Annotated in this window: 13 protein-coding genes and 2 pseudogenes; 6 read left to right on the top strand and 9 right to left on the bottom strand. The window is 60.1% G+C overall.

Annotated elements, in window-relative coordinates:
- Window positions 1–11 precede the first annotated feature (11 nt).
- The 7 genes from rpiB to VGH68_RS06805 all read right to left on the bottom strand — a co-directional run bounded on the left by rpiB (window position 12) and on the right by VGH68_RS06805 (window position 5,298).
- Window positions 12–464, bottom strand: coding sequence for a ribose 5-phosphate isomerase B (rpiB, locus tag VGH68_RS06775; protein ID WP_331602774.1), 453 nt, complete (start codon window positions 462–464; stop codon window positions 12–14).
- A 57-nt stretch (window positions 465–521) separates the two neighbouring features.
- A complete protein-coding gene (locus VGH68_RS06780; RefSeq protein WP_331602775.1) occupies window positions 522–1,325 on the bottom strand; it encodes a transporter substrate-binding domain-containing protein in 804 nt (267 codons plus the stop codon).
- A gap of 71 nt (window positions 1,326–1,396) precedes the next feature.
- Window positions 1,397–2,200: an amino acid ABC transporter ATP-binding protein gene (locus tag VGH68_RS06785; RefSeq protein WP_331602776.1), complete on the bottom strand. Its 804-nt coding sequence runs from the start codon at window positions 2,198–2,200 to the stop codon at window positions 1,397–1,399.
- Window positions 2,197–2,874, bottom strand: a complete 678-nt coding sequence (locus VGH68_RS06790) for an amino acid ABC transporter permease (RefSeq protein ID WP_331602777.1) — start codon at window positions 2,872–2,874, stop codon at window positions 2,197–2,199. Before VGH68_RS06790 ends, VGH68_RS06785 begins: the two co-directional genes overlap by 4 nt.
- 26 nt (window positions 2,875–2,900) lie before the next feature.
- Window positions 2,901–3,581 (bottom strand): amino acid ABC transporter permease, encoded by a 681-nt coding sequence (locus VGH68_RS06795; protein WP_331602778.1) that lies wholly within the window; start codon window positions 3,579–3,581, stop codon window positions 2,901–2,903.
- A gap of 31 nt (window positions 3,582–3,612) precedes the next feature.
- Window positions 3,613–4,515, bottom strand: a complete 903-nt coding sequence (locus tag VGH68_RS06800; protein WP_331602779.1) for an NAD(P)-dependent oxidoreductase — start codon at window positions 4,513–4,515, stop codon at window positions 3,613–3,615.
- A gap of 57 nt (window positions 4,516–4,572) precedes the next feature.
- Window positions 4,573–5,298: a FadR/GntR family transcriptional regulator gene (locus tag VGH68_RS06805; RefSeq protein ID WP_331602780.1), complete on the bottom strand. Its 726-nt coding sequence runs from the start codon at window positions 5,296–5,298 to the stop codon at window positions 4,573–4,575.
- Window positions 5,299–5,542: 244 nt separating this feature from the next.
- On the opposite strand from VGH68_RS06805, the gene VGH68_RS06810 reads away from it, so the two are divergent.
- The 3 genes from VGH68_RS06810 (at window position 5,543) to VGH68_RS06820 (ending at window position 9,701) form a co-directional block, all read left to right on the top strand.
- Entirely contained in the window at window positions 5,543–6,373 is an 831-nt protein-coding gene (locus tag VGH68_RS06810) for a 3-keto-5-aminohexanoate cleavage protein (protein ID WP_331602781.1), read from the top strand.
- Window positions 6,374–7,491: 1,118 nt separating this feature from the next.
- A complete protein-coding gene (locus tag VGH68_RS06815) occupies window positions 7,492–8,301 on the top strand; it encodes a class II aldolase/adducin family protein (protein ID WP_331602782.1) in 810 nt (269 codons plus the stop codon).
- Window positions 8,302–8,396: 95 nt separating this feature from the next.
- On the top strand, window positions 8,397–9,701 hold the full coding sequence (locus VGH68_RS06820) for an MFS transporter (RefSeq protein ID WP_331602783.1): 1,305 nt from the start codon (window positions 8,397–8,399) through the stop codon (window positions 9,699–9,701).
- 9 nt (window positions 9,702–9,710) lie between these two features.
- On the opposite strand, the gene VGH68_RS06825 is transcribed toward VGH68_RS06820, so the two are convergent.
- The gene (locus tag VGH68_RS06825; protein ID WP_331602784.1) at window positions 9,711–10,622 is read right to left on the bottom strand and encodes a LysR family transcriptional regulator; all 912 of its coding nucleotides are present in this window, start codon (window positions 10,620–10,622) and stop codon (window positions 9,711–9,713) included.
- 1,660 nt (window positions 10,623–12,282) lie between these two features.
- Here VGH68_RS06825 and VGH68_RS06830 point away from each other — a divergent pair.
- Both VGH68_RS06830 and VGH68_RS30065 read left to right on the top strand, forming a co-directional pair.
- Entirely contained in the window at window positions 12,283–12,627 is a 345-nt protein-coding gene (locus VGH68_RS06830; protein ID WP_331602785.1) for a DUF4148 domain-containing protein, read from the top strand.
- A gap of 408 nt (window positions 12,628–13,035) precedes the next feature.
- Window positions 13,036–13,317: pseudogene (locus VGH68_RS30065) on the top strand (PH domain-containing protein); the annotation flags it as partial.
- 399 nt (window positions 13,318–13,716) lie between these two features.
- On the opposite strand, the gene VGH68_RS06835 reads toward VGH68_RS30065, so the two are convergent.
- Window positions 13,717–14,265, bottom strand: coding sequence for an alpha-ketoglutarate-dependent dioxygenase AlkB (locus VGH68_RS06835; RefSeq protein ID WP_331602786.1), 549 nt, complete (start codon window positions 14,263–14,265; stop codon window positions 13,717–13,719).
- A gap of 266 nt (window positions 14,266–14,531) precedes the next feature.
- Here VGH68_RS06835 and VGH68_RS06840 point away from each other — a divergent pair.
- Window positions 14,532–14,659: pseudogene (locus VGH68_RS06840) on the top strand (IS5/IS1182 family transposase); the annotation flags it as partial.

Here is a 14,659-nt window from a genome sequence, read left to right on the forward strand (position 1 = left end):
GGCCTCCCCGTTCAACCCGTGAGGCCATTTTCGAGCGCATTGAGCTTTTCCACGCGCCGGCGAAAATCCTCGTCGTTCGAGAACTGCGCGGCTAGGAACGCGTCGATGAGATCCGTCGCGAGCCACGCACCGACGATCTGCGCGCCGAGACACATTACGTTGACGTCATCGTGCTCGACCGACTGATGCGCCGAATGCACGTCGTGGCACACCGCCGCGCGAATGCCCTTGATCTTGTTGGCCGCAATCGATGCCCCGACTCCGGTGCCGCACACCATGATTCCGCGCTCGGCGCGCCCTGCCAGGACTTCGCTCGTCAGAAGCTGTGCGATGTCCGGAAAGTCGACCGGCGTATCGCTGAAGCCGCCGACGTCGATCACTTCGTGGCCCAACGATCTGATATGGCCAATCACGGCTGACTTCAACGGCCATCCCGCGTGATCCGAACCGACTACGATGCGCATCCCTGCCTCCCTGTGTGATTGAACTTCTCGGCGCGCCACGCGCGCGCCCATGTCGTTTCAAGCTGGCGTGCGCATTTGCGGAGGCAAATCGTTGCCGTGATATTTCTTGTAGATCGCATTGAGCTTGCCGTTCTTCAGGTTCGTATCGATCCACTCGTTGAGCTTCGCGAGCAAGCGCGGCTCGCCCTTCTTTACGCCTATCGCCAGATCGAACACATGCAGCACCACCTTCTTTTCGAACGGCCGGTCGGGCGCTTTCTTCGTGATCTGATTGACGATCGTGAGCGATGTTGCGATCAGATCGCACTGGCCGCTCACCGCGGCCGTCACGTCGGTCGCATCGTCGTCGTAGCGCGCGATCTCGAAGCCTTTATCGTGCGCGATCTTCGTCAGATCCACGTCCTGCGTCGTGCCGCGAGTCACGCAGACGGTGCGGCCTTTCAGGTCGTCGAGGGTCTTGACGGGCAGGTCCTTGCGGCCGCCGATGATCGATTCGAGCGCCGCATAGGGCTTCGAGAAATCGATCACCTGGGCGCGCTCGGGCGTCACGGACAGCGTGGAAATCGCGATATCAGCCTTGCCGGTCTGCAGGTTCGGGATACGCGTCGCGCCGGTCGTCTGCACGAAATCGAGCTTCAGCCCCCAGTCCCTCGCGAGCAGCTCCGCGGTTTCCACGTCCGAGCCTATCGGCTTCATGCTCGCGTCCATCATGCCCGAGGGCGGAATGGCGAGGTCGGTGGCGATACGGATCGTCTTTGACTTCATGATGTCGTCGAGCACGTCCGCATGCGCGGCGCCGACGGCCGTACCCAGAAGGCATGCCGCAATCGTGCCAAGGGTGAACATCCTGCTTTTCTTCATGATGATACGGTTTCCTTATTGATATCCAATGCAAACGTCGTCATGCATTGATGGGCGTACGCAACCGTGCGTTACAGGTCACTGTCGAGGAACTGCTGCAATTCGGCCGATGCTGGCGCGCGCATGATCTCCGGGCCGCCGCGCTCCCAGACGCGCCCCTCGTGCATGAACAGCACCTGATCCGCGAGGTTGCGCGCAAAACCCATTTCATGCGTGACCATGATCATCGTCATGCCGGCGGCCGCGAGATCCTCGATCACGCGCAGCACTTCGACGGTCAGTTGCGGATCGAGCGCCGAAGTAACTTCGTCGAACAACATGACCTTCGGCTGCATCGCGAGCGACCGGGCGATGGCCGCGCGTTGCTGCTGGCCGCCCGAGAGCTGCTCGGGATAGTGATCGGCCTTGTCAGCGAGTCCCACGCGCTTGATGGCTTCACGCGCGAGTTCGCGCGCCTCGTGCTTCGGCACGGATTTGGCGAGACGCGGCGCGAGGGCGACGTTCTGCTCGACCGTCAGGTGCGGAAACAGGTTGTATTGCTGAAAAACGATGCCGACATCCAGTCGCAGCGCCTTCAACGATACCTTCGGATCGTCCACGCGATGCCCGCACACCGTGATCTCCCCTCGGTCGATCGCTTCGAGGCGATTGATGCAACGCAAGGCCGTACTTTTGCCGGAGCCGCTTCGACCAATGATCACGGTCACGGTGCCGCGGGCCACAGCGAAGCTCACGCCATTCAGGACCTGCGTGGCGCCGAAGGACTTGTGCACATCGTTGACCACGACGACCGGATCGGAAGCCTGCGGAAGAATTGCCGAAGCGCCGGCGTCGTCGAGCGGGGCACCCGTGAGCGGCTGAGGGAATTCAGTCATGCGCGATTGACCTCCAGTTTCGGCGCCCGCGCAAATCCGCTGCGGCGTTCGAGCGAGCGGCTAAGATGAGAGACCGGATAACACAGGCAGAAATACACGGCGGCGATGATCAGATAGACGACGAACGGCTGAAACAGCGAGTTGTTGATGATCTGCCCGGAGCGCGCGAGTTCGACGAAGCCCACCACTGACGCGAGCGACGTGTTCTTGATGATCTGCACCATGAAGCCGACCGTCGGCGGCGTCGCGATCCTGACGGCCTGCGGGAAGATCACCCGGAGCATGCGCTGTGTCCGGGTGAGCGCGAGACATTCGGCTGCTTCCCACTGCGGCTTTGGCACCGACTGGAGCGCGCCGCGCCAGATCTCGCCGAGGTACGCGCTCACATTGAGCGTGAGCGACGCACCCGCGGCAACCAGTGGCGAAATCGTCACGCCGACCGTTGGTAGTCCAAAGTACGTAACGAACATGATAACCAGAAGCGGCGTGCCTTGTATCAGCTGAACATAGCCGGTCGCGGCGATCCGCACGCCATCGCGGGGCGATATGCGTGCCAGCGCGACGAGGAGGCCGACAAATCCGCCGCCGATCAACCCCAGCAGCGAGAGCACGACCGTCCACAGCGCTCCTTCGAACAAAAACTGAAGATGGGTGGCATTCAGATGTGCTGGCATGTCGGTATCCGTGTATTGAACGCGCGTCAAAGCGGCGTGCCGAGTTTCCGGCGCCGCGGGAACAGCCACGTGCCAAGAGCCCAGAAGCCGATGCGCATCAGCAGCGACAGCGCCACATACGCGACGGCGACGACGAGATAGGTCTCCAGCGGCCGATACGTCTCCGATTGCACGAAGTTCGCCACCGCAGTCAGCTCTTCCGTCGATATCTGCGAACACACCGACGACGCGAGCATCATCAGCACGAACTGGCTCGTGAGCGCGGGATAGACGCGTTCCAGCCCCGGCAGCAGGATCACGTGGCAATAAACCTGCACGCGCGACAACCCGAGACACTCGGCCGCTTCTAGCTGGCCGCGATGGATCGAATCGAAGCCCGCGCGCATGATCTCAGCGGCGTACGCGCCCACGTTGATGACGAGCGCGAGGATCGCCACGGTGACCGCGGAGAGCCGCAGGCCCATGCTCGCAAGACCGAAATAGACGAGGAAGATCTGCACGAGCAATGGCGTGTTGCGGATCGCCTCGATATAGCCGCCAGAAATTGAGCTAAGCCAGGCGATCGAACTGCGGCGGCCGATCGCACACAAGGTTCCGATCAGAAATCCCAGCATCGTCGCCGCGGTCGCGAGGATAAGCGACAGCCACGCGCCGTCCATCAACTCGGGCCAGTGCGACAGCACGGCGGAGAAATCGAGGTTCGTCATGGAGAATCAGTGCGATGTTCGATGCCGGCGACTAGCTGACACTATGGCCCGTCATGCGGTCATACACGCGGAACAACGCCTGATTTCCGTTGCGCCCTTCGCCATGCGCGACCGCGTCCAGATACTGATTTGTCACGAGCGCCGATGCCGGCAGCGGCACGTTGAGCGTGTGCGACTGTTCCTGCACGAGGCGCAGGTCCTTGAGCATCAGATCGATGCGAAAGCCCGCCGACGCGTCGCCGTCGATCATCGCGGGCCCGAGCTTGTCCATCATCCACGATGCCGCCGAGCCGCCCATCAGTACCTCGCGCAAATGTTTGAGGTCCACGCCCGAAGCGCGACCGAGCGCAAGTGCTTCGCAGATCGCCTGGATATTGATGCCGCAGATGAGTTGATTGCACAGTTTCACCGTCTGGCCCGCGCCGCTCGCACCGACGTGCGTGACCGTGGTGCCCATCGCTTCGAAGAATGGCAACGCCCTCTCGAACGCCTGCACCGTGCCACCCGCCATGATGGTCAACGTCGCGTTCTTCGCGCCGAGGGGACCGCCCGACACCGGCGCATCGACAAAGTCGATATGCTGCGCCGCGCACAGCGCGTGCATGCGTCGTTCGGCGGCTGGCGCGATCGTACTCATGTCGATGATCAGACGACCGGTTGGCGGATGCGCGAGCAGTCCGACGTCTCCTAGAACCACCGCTTCGACGTCGGGCGTATTGGGCAGCATGGTGATCGCTACGTCCGCGCCCTGAGCCGCGTCGGCCGCGCTTCGCGCAGCATGCGCGCCCAGCGCGGCTAACTCGGTTACGGCTTCGCGGCGCACATCGAACACGCGGAGCGCGATGCCTGCCTTCATCAGATTCTGGGCCATTTCGCGCCCCATCGTCCCCAAGCCAATGAAACCCACCGTGCGCAACGCTGTGCTTTGTGACATCGAATCCTCTTCAGAAGTGCTGGGGCAAACGGGTAAAAGCGCTGAACCGGGCTGCGCTCAGGAAGACTGCCATTCGGTCGCGGCCTTGTGCCGGTACTCGTCGCCGATGCGGAAGTGTTCGCGCAGGATCTGATCGGCAGCCTGTTCGTCGTGATCGACGACCGCCTGAAAGATCCGCCGATGATCCGTGATTACGCGCGACTTGATGTCCGGGTGAAGCTGAACGGTCTCGCGACGATGCCGATGTGAATGCATCAACAGCGCCGCGACCGTGCGATGGAGGTTAATCAGCGTCTTTGAGCCGCCCGCCTGCACGAGCGCGGCGTGAAATTCGAAATCTGCCTGGCTGCCGAGGTCGAGCTGGTCGACAGTCGCTTCGATCTGATCGAGCGCCGCGCGCAGTCGCTCGAGATCGGCGAGCGTCGCGCGTCGGCACGCGAGCCGGATCGACTGACATTCGATGGCAATGCGCGCCTCCATCACGTCCTCGACGACGTCCTTCTCCTGCGCCAGCGCAAACGCGAAGAATTCGCCGAGCGTCGATACGTCCGGACGCGTGACGATGGTCCCCACGCGCTCGCGGATTTCAACGGCACCGATCATCGCCAGCGCGCGCAGTGCCTCACGCACGACAGGCCGGCTGACACCGAGTTTCAGCGCCAGATCGCGCTCGGGAATGAGCTTGTCGCCAGGCTGGATGGAGCCTTCGAGAAGCAGATCGCGAAGGAAGGAAAAGACTTTCTCGAAGCCTTTGCTGTCTTCCTCTTGCCGAAGAATTTGCATGGGTCGTTGCGGTCAAACCGTGGTAAGACCAGAAGATAAGTGATCGTACGCGTGTCATATATACGTGCTTACCCGATGACGCGCGCGCGTCCCTGGCGGCCGAACCCGGCTTTCCCAAGGCGAATTCAATCGCGCGCATTTGAACTAGACTTGGAACACACGGTGTGCGGCATTTTGCCGGGCACACAGTCATGAGCGCTCGCCAAACAGACGAGACCCAAATCCCTGAGCTGGAGTGTTAGCCATGAGTGAACCGTGCATTATCTCCGTCGCCATTACCGGCTCGGTTCCGCGCAAGAAGGACAACCCGGCTGTCCCAATCACGATCTCCGAGCAGATTGAAAGCACCCAGGAAGCGTACGAAGCCGGGGCAACGCTCGTTCATCTGCACGTACGTGACGAACAGGAGAACTCGAGTTCCGATCGGTCGAGTTTTGCCGCTCTCCAGGAGGGCATTCGCCAGCACTGCCCTGACATCATCATTCAATTTTCCACGGGCGGTCGTGGCCGTTCGTTCGAGCAACGCGGCGCGATGCTCGATCTGCGCCCGGATATGGCATCGCTCGCAACCGGTTCCGTCAATTTTCCGACTACCGTCTACGAAAATCCTCCGGACTTCGTGCGTACGCTTGCGCAAATGATGCTCGACCACGGTATCAAACCTGAGATCGAGATCTTCGATCTGGCGATGTTGTACAGCACGGTGGACCTCGTCCAGCAAGGGCTGCTGAAACCGCCTGTGCACGTTCAGTTCGTCATGGGTGTAAAAAACGCGCTGCCTGCGCGGCGCGAGATTCTTGAGTTCGAGGTCCAACAACTCAAGGCGCTATTGCCGGATGCAACGTGGACCGCCGCAGGTATCGGACGGCATCAGTTAGAAGTCAATCACTGGACGCTCGAAATGGGTGGGCACTGCCGCACGGGGCTGGAGGACAATGTGCGCTGGGACAAGGACACGCTGGCAAAGAGCAACGCGCAACTGGTCGCACGGGTGGCCTCATTGTGTGGCAAATATGGCCGGCCGGTGGCAAGCGCTGCCAAAGCGCGCGAAATACTGGGACTTCCGGCCGTATAGCCCGGCGGGACGGGCCACAGTCTTGCCCCTCGTCCGCTTGCATCGCTTCGATATAGCACATCTGACGGGCGAGCTCCTCGAAGGGATAGCCGGACGCGTTCGCGCGCGCTCGCGTTCTGCCGACGAATGCCGATGCCAACGGCCACGTCTCATACGCCGCGGAACACGATCGCGCATTCTCGATGCTGTGAATCGCTTATCAGGCTGGGCAAGCCATGCATTTCGTCAAGATATTCGCGCCGACACCGAAGCCAACGTCGCCGGAGAAAATTAGCGACGCCAGGCAATGCGCGGCGTTGCTGCGCTGTTGGCGCGCGGCGCATTACGCGTCATCATCGGTGTTGCCCGTCAGCCCTCGCCGCACGGCTTCCCCCTGCTCGTGCGACGCCGAATAGAACACGCGCGCCCGGCCGATCACGATTTTCAGCGTCGCGATCACCGGCACTCCTTTTCTGCGTGTTGTTCACCATCATCCCGCTGGTTCTGCCGCCGTCCATTACGATCGAGGCGGGGAGCTCACCGCCGCATACTCAAGCGTTTGTGCTAAGTGGGGCGTCTTTCCTGATTCCCGCGATCCTGATTTACAGCACGTTCGCATTCTGGGTCTTTCGTGGCAAAGTTTCGTCGGCCAGCGAAGACAGTCAATAGTTAATAGACGAGCAGTTGACGCCACAGTGCTAAACCGGCCGCACCCTTGGCCGACACAGCGAACGGCTGCGTGGGCAAAGACCAACGGCCGTTGATATCGCTCAGCGTGGCGCTGCCCGATGGTCCACTTATTGCCGAACCCCGCCCCATAGCCGGCGTGCGCACTTCGGCATTTACCCTCGGCGGGCAGGGTGCCGCTTTACTGTCATTCCGGATGCGGCACGGCGCTTCGGCTCACGGCGACGGCGAAGACCTTTGGACGGTCGTTAAACGTCATTCCGTCGGCTCCGTACCCGACGGCCGGTCGACGGGCCTGGCTGCCCGTGAGTCGAGCGCTTGCGTCCAAGGGGCTTCGGCTCAGTTCGGCGCCGATCTGATTCACGCGCATAAAACCTATTCCTGAAGGCCCCTGAATCCTTCGAAAACGCGCGCCTATACTGGCATCTCAAACTTCACAAGGGGACACTTCGATGCTGATTGACGCCAAGGATTCGATTTACAACCCGACACAGGATGGCCTAATCTTTCCGCAGGAACCGACGTTTTCCAGTTCGGTCGAGGAGCGCCGGTATCGAAAGGAACATCTCGCCGCCGCATGCCGGATCTTCGCCCGCCACGGTTTCAGCTTTGGTTTCGGCGGCCATCTGACGGTGCGTGATCCGGAGCATCCGGAGCTTTTCTGGACCAACCCCATGTGCGTGCCCTGGTCGCGCACGAGAACGTCGCAACTGGTGCTGGTTGATCACTCGGGCACCGTAATCGAAGGCAAGTATGCGGTGAACCGCGCCGGCTACGTGCTGCATTCCGCGATTCATGCGGAGAATCCCGACATCATCGGCTCGTGCCACGCGCATACGGTGAACGGCGACGCATGGGCAGCGATGGGCAAGCCGCTCGATTACGTGACGCAGGACGCGTGCATGTTCTACGGCAGCCATACAGTGGTGCGAGACGGCGCGGGCAAGGTGCCGGTAGCGAACGAGTCGGGTAATCCCATCGCGTGCGCCTTCCGCGATCATAAAGCGATCATCCATCAGAATCACGGGCTGCTGACCGCCAGCCGACACAGCATCGACGATGCGGTGTGGACCTTCATCGCGCTCGATCATTGCTGCAAGATGCAGTTGCTGATGGACGCTACCGAATCCCGCCCGGTCCCCATCGATCCCAAGTTCGCCGAGTATTCACACGAGCATCTTGGCAATTCGTTCATCAGCTGGCTGCATTTTCAGACCATGATGTACGAGATCGCGGACGAGGAACCCGATTATCTCGACTGACGCATCGAGGTTTGCCAGCAGGTCGCGGCATGCCGGCATTCTGATCGGGCATGCCGCGCGAAGTGCACAAAAAAATTCCCATACCGGAGACATGCATGGAAGCGCTATATGGAGAAGAAGCCGTCAGGCGGGCGGATACTAGCCGCACGTATTACCGCGCTTATTGGCGCCTATTGCCACTTTTATTGATCTGCTATTTAGTCGCGTATCTGGATCGAGTGAATGTCGGCTTCGCGAAATTGCAGATGCTCGACGCTCTTCATTTCGATGACGCCATCTACGGCCTCGGCTCGGGCATATTCTTCGCCGGATACTTCCTTTTCGAAGTGCCCAGCAATCTCGTGATGCGCAAGGTGGGCGCTCGCAAATGGATCGCGCGGATCATGCTGACCTGGGGCGTCATCTCCGCGGCGATGATCTTCGTGAAGACGCCGACCATGTTCTACATCGCGCGCTTCCTGCTCGGTGCCGCCGAAGCCGGCTTCGCGCCCGCGATCATGTATCTGCTCACACTCTGGTTTCCGGCACGCTATCGCGGCCGCGCCATGTCCATCTACGTCATGGGCGCGCCGCTCGCGTTCGTTGTCGGCGGGCCGATCTCCGGCTACATCCTTCATGCGTTCACTGGCAACCAGCATCTCGCCGCGTGGCAATGGCTCTTTCTGATCGAAGCGATTCCGGCCGTGGCGCTCGCGTTCATCGTGCTCGCCTTTCTCGATGACGATCCCGCCCACTCGCGCTGGATCACGGAAGAAGAGCGCAACTACGTGCTAAGCGAAATCCGCGCGGAGAACGCGGGCAAGATCGATCATTCGAGCGTGCGCGCCTTTCTCGCCAACCGGAAGCTGTGGGAGTTCTGCGCGATCTTCTTTTGCCTCATCATGGGCCTTTACGCACTCGGTTTCTGGATGCCCTCGCTCATCAAGCGTAGCGGGGTGGCCGATCCGTTGGTCATCGGCCTGTATTCGGCGGTGCCCAATATCGTGGCGGCCATCGCGCTCTACGTGTCTAATCGCAGCGCCGACCGTACCGGCGGGCGCCGCCTGCACTTCGCACTGTTCATGTCGATCGGCGCAGTGGGACTTGTAACTAGCATGTGGCTTTCGGCGGGGCCGGTCGTGACCACGGTTTGTCTGTCGGTTGCGGCTGCGGGCGTCTATTCGTGCGTCGCACTTTTCTGGGCGTTGCCGACAAGTCTTTTCGTAGGCGCATCGGTGGCGGCGGCGCTCGCGTTCATCAATTCTGTCGGCAATATCGCCGGATTCGTGTCGCCGTACCTGGTGGGCAAGCTCAACGTGATGGTCGGAGACGCGGATATCGGCATGTACGCAATTTCAGCGTTTCTAGTGCTCGGTGCGGCCATGACCATGCGCCTGCCCAAGACGCTGGACGACAAGTGACGCCATAGCTCAGGCGGCCCAGGGCGGCCGCTTGAGCTTTTCACCAATGTAGTCTATGAACGCCCGTACGCGCGGATGCAATGACGAATCACGCGGATACAGCGCATAGATGGCGGTTTCGTCGCTGGGTTGGAAGTCAGTGAGAAGCGGCACGAGCATGTTGCTGCGAATCGACGGAAGCACCATATGCTCCGCCATGCGCGTGATGCCGACGCCCGCGAGACACATGTAGACAGAACTCACGCCGCTGCTCGTCTGGAAATTGCCGTTGATAAGCATGGACGTGCGCTCGCCGTCGATGACGAACGGCCAATGGTTCAAATGGTCCATCGGTGGCTCCCACATGAGGCAGTTATGGTTGGCGAGGTCGGCCGGCAATGAGGGGACGCCATGCCTCGCGATATACGAAGGCGACGCGGTCACAACGCGCTGCAGATGGCATAGCTTCCGGCTCACGAGGTTCGAATCCTGCAGGTTGCCCATCCGGATCGCGACATCGAATCCTTCGCCGATCACATCCGCGAGGGTGTCCGAAAGCGACAGTCGAACGCGCAAGCCAGGATAACTTTCGAGGAAGCCGGGTATGAGCGGCACGATCTGATCCATGCCGAACGAGGTCGCCACCGTCACGCGAATCGCGCCGGTCATGTGCTGGCCCGCGCGAGAGAGTTGCGTTTCGCCGACGTTGATGTCATCGAGGATGCGCTTGCATAGCGAGAGATACTGTTGGCCTTCCTGCGTGACTTGTAGACGACGCGTTGAGCGCCTGAGCAGCGACACGCCGAGGCGTTTTTCCAGATTCGAGACGGCGCGGCTGACGTAGGGTTGCTGAAGATCTAGCATGAGAGCCGCGGCGGTGAAGCCGCCGGTTTCGACGACAGCCCTGAAGATCCTCATTTCGACGAGGCGTTCATCCTTCATATCAGCAATACGATTGTGGCGATTGAAGCCGACATCATAGCCAGCGCCGGACGCGTGTCATACCGGGAGTTGCACGAGGATGGCCGACCCAACGCTTCAGCCTCGGCGGGAATTCGACGACGCTGCCGTGAACACTGCAACGAACTCCGTTCCCTCTGCAGCATGCGTGAGCGGGGCTGTGCCTTCTGGGTTCGCGCCCCGGGGAGCAGATGACAGGGACGGATGGATGAATCAGCCGCTTGCCACGCGGTGTAGCTGGTGACGGAAACTTTTATCAGGCGGAACCGTTGCTATTACGCTGGCAGGAGCGCCGCTGGCCGGTGTCGGATCCAGCGGCGCTCGTGACATTGCGAGATCACTGACGCTTCGAAGCCTCCTTCTTCAGCTTCTTCACGTCCTTCTTCTCCTTGGCCGTTCTGGTGGCGACTTTCTTTTCCGTCTTCTTGGCGTCATGGGCTTTGCTCACGATGGCCTCCTTTATCTAGGGTTTGACAGTGTACGCTAGGCTCTCTCGGCAGACATGGGTGGATCCAAAAACTCGTCGGAGCCCTCGCAACTAGTGTCGCGTTAAGGCGGATGAATCGGTCAGCCGTGCCGCTCGTCCTATTGGCGATTGCCTGAATCTTTCCAACCAGAAACGACGTCATTGCAGTCTGTCCGATCAGAGGCCGGACGAGGCAAGCTCGCTCGGGCGCGTCGGACGGGTTTTATGTCTAGCGACACCGCTTGAGGCGCGCCTGTCGAGGAACAGCTCAAGCAAAACGGCCGAAATCGAGCCGCGGAGTAGGGTCTCGGGTTCCTGTTCTTCACCCGGTCACACGGGCGTCAGGCTTTGCTCTGAAGTCGCCGTTAATCAGTCGACTGGGTCCAAGTGACACGTCGATTCCGGCTTGACCCGCGATTTCGGCCACCAGGTAGGCCCATCGCTCCGTAAAAGAGCCGCTGCTGGATCTAGTGCGCCATCGCGCGCGCCGAGGACTGCATCTCCCTTCCTCCCTTCCCAAAGCTGGTGGTGGCCGTCCGGAAGTGCGAGATTCGGACGCCAGATGCGACTTGCTTTGGTCAGCAATTCGTCTAAGCTCGCGATTCACTCCATTGATAACGGGGCGGAAACCATGGTCCGGCGAAGTATCGTCATCAGCGCCCCCGTCGGCGGCTTGCGCATCGTCCCCGTCTGGCAACGCGTTCATGAGGCCGGGCTCTCCGTCTGTGCGTGGCGTGCCAGCGGCGCGCCGCGCGACGGGCAAGAGTCGCTCACTATCGAGGTAGTCGCCGCCAGCATTCTCGACATACGTAACGCTGTAGGCGCCATTGATGACTCTTTTCGCGGAATGAAAGCAACGATTTGCACGGGAGAAGGATCAACCTGTCGCCACGGCTGCCACCTTTAACCGCTTTTGAACCACGTGCCCCATCCGGCGCCGTGTGTTTTGGGGGCGACCATAATGCGACCTTTGATCGGCTCGGTTCGACCGGCTGCACCCGACACCTAAACAACTGCTTGCAAGGTGCTCTGTCATTCCGCGAACGTGAAGCGAAAATAAAGTCAACGTAATTTAAGCGTCAGCGTCGGCGCGCACCAATCTTCGCTGTTCAGAATAAGCGGTACTCACTCTCGTTTCCACGAGGTGGTGAGATCGAAGCGTTCAGTCACGGCGTCGTGAAGCTGACCAACGCCAAGTTCAGGAGGTTATTCACTATGAAGGCCCTTATAAATGCAGCACTGATTGTCGGCGTACTTGCCACTCCAGTTGCTTCTTTCGCACAGGACGCTACTGGTCCGTTGACGCGGGCCGAAGTACGCGCGGATCTGATTCGAGTAGAACAAGCCGGGTATCGGCTGGCCGCAAAAGATGTGCAACACCCAGCACATATTCAGGCGGCTGAGGCGCTCGGTCCCACATCAGCGCTTTCTGGGTCTCGGAGTAGTAAATTCTCGCTCGCTGCTTCATTTGCAACACCTCCGCTGTTCACGCAGATTCTAGGTGTTGCATCGACCGGTTGAATCCGCCGTCGAGTTCCACCAATATGTCACCGTCGAGCGAGCGTAGGATTCTGGCCGAACTTTGACGGATGACGAGCGCCTCAGTTCGCTCCTCAGCGGCCTTTCGCAGCGACCCGCCTAACGGACGGTTCATCGCGCCGAAAGAGGCCGTGGACCGATCTGCAACGATCACTGAGCTACAATCGCCCCATGTAAGTGTGCTTGGCGTAACGGTCATGGCATTGTCGCCGGTCAGCAGTCAGTTCGCCGACGCGCAGCCCAATCAGGCAGCGCTGCCTTTTTCGACCGACGACTAGAGCCGCGGTCAGAAAAGGAATATACGCGATGGCTAATCATGTGATTTTCAGCGGCGCGCCGTCGCAGGCCTGCAACCTTCCAGCGCTCCTGAAGGGGAGCGTTGTGATGGCAATGATTGGCGGTATACATCTCTGCACGTCGAATTCTTTCCCGTTTCAGTGGAATGTGCTGCTTGCACAGGCCGGCGCGGTTTTGATCGGTGTCGGTTTGCCGTTCGTCAGGACCGCGTTCACCCGAATCGTGATCGATACCGCACGAATTACCTGGACACAGGGCATTCTGCATCGCCGTGTGTCGACTCTCGAGCTTTCCCGGATTCAGGGCATCACCTCGATCCACCCATGGTGGCAACGCCTATTCGGCACCGGCACGATCATCCTGACGACCAACGATGCAGCTCGTCCCGTGAGGCGTTTGCCGGCCATCAGCAACGCGGATCAGCTCCGCAAGAGACTTGACGAGGCGGTAGCTATGCATCAGGAACGGCTTGTTCCCGCATACACGAATGATCCGAACGCACCTGGTTACTCTCAGGTGCACAGTATTTTGAACGGGCGACATCAGTTGGCAAATGCCAGATCTTTGCTGACAGTTCAATACGGGCCAGGCTCGGCCTGTCGGTATCGGCTGTCGACCCACAACGGACGACCGTCCTCCGTGGCTCGGGTGGTCGGTCCTAGGTCGCAAGCGGTCATTCACAACCGCACTTGCGATGTCACCGCAGCCCCCGTTTGCCCTCATCCGCGTCGCTATCCAACGCGGCCGGAGGCTGACGTCGAAAGTGCAAATGACTCAAGCGGTGCCTGCCGGTCCCCATACAATGACATCGCCGTGCCACAGGTTGATCCTGCGAGCATCCACCGAAGACTCGTGCTCCTTGAAAAGAAAAGCGCTCGCCATTCCCAATACAAATGCAACGACAGGCGCGCCACCTTCTGGCCAGCTCGTCTCCTGATGCAAAGAGACCCGCGCGCCTGGCGACGAGTGACTGCCCAGACTGACGTCACGGACGAAGTTATTGAAGCCCACAGCAGCGGCGGCGTCTCCCCCTAAACTCCTCAATACTTCTGGCATTGCCGCACGCGGCACGTCGATCAGAGAACGATCTTTACTTCGCTCGATTGTCGTCCAGCCCAGATGAAAACATGTTGTGGAGTCGCCGGACATGCTCAGTCCACTCGGCGTTACAGAGGGACTATTAAGTGGCGATTTTTGTAGCGCGGCTAGGCCGCGCTGCAGTTCTTCCCCGTAGCGCAGCGCAAACCCACGCAATATAAAAGCGCCATGCTCGAGAGCAAGATAGTCAGGGTAGTCGATCATCAAGTGAGCCTTGTCAGTCATAGGAATTCGCATCGTCAGAAAAGTAAAAAGGCTCCAGGAAACGTTTCGGGTAGTTGGCAGCAGCCCCGCACTACTTCACCGGCTCTTTGAGCACGACGTCCACCTGGTTAAGGGGCTCTGTTTCGTCTGGTTCGAGGATGGCAGCGAGACCGGTCTCTAATCCGGCATGGCGTTCAAATAGAGCTAGGGAAGGTCTGCAAAAGTCCTGGCGTTGATGTGTGAGTGGACTATCCTGGAAGAAGGATAGTGAATAAGGGAGAGTCGTGATGACGCAACTGGGTCTCGGTCTGGATCTGTCAACGAAGCGCACACGCAAGCGTGAATTCCTCGAAGAGATGAGGCGCGTGGTGCCGTGGTCGAAGCTGATTGCGCTGATCGAGCCGCACTACCCGAA

This window comes from Paraburkholderia sp. (genome assembly GCF_036488505.1).
In the GTDB taxonomy this organism is placed as follows: Bacteria; Pseudomonadota; Gammaproteobacteria; order Burkholderiales; family Burkholderiaceae; genus Paraburkholderia.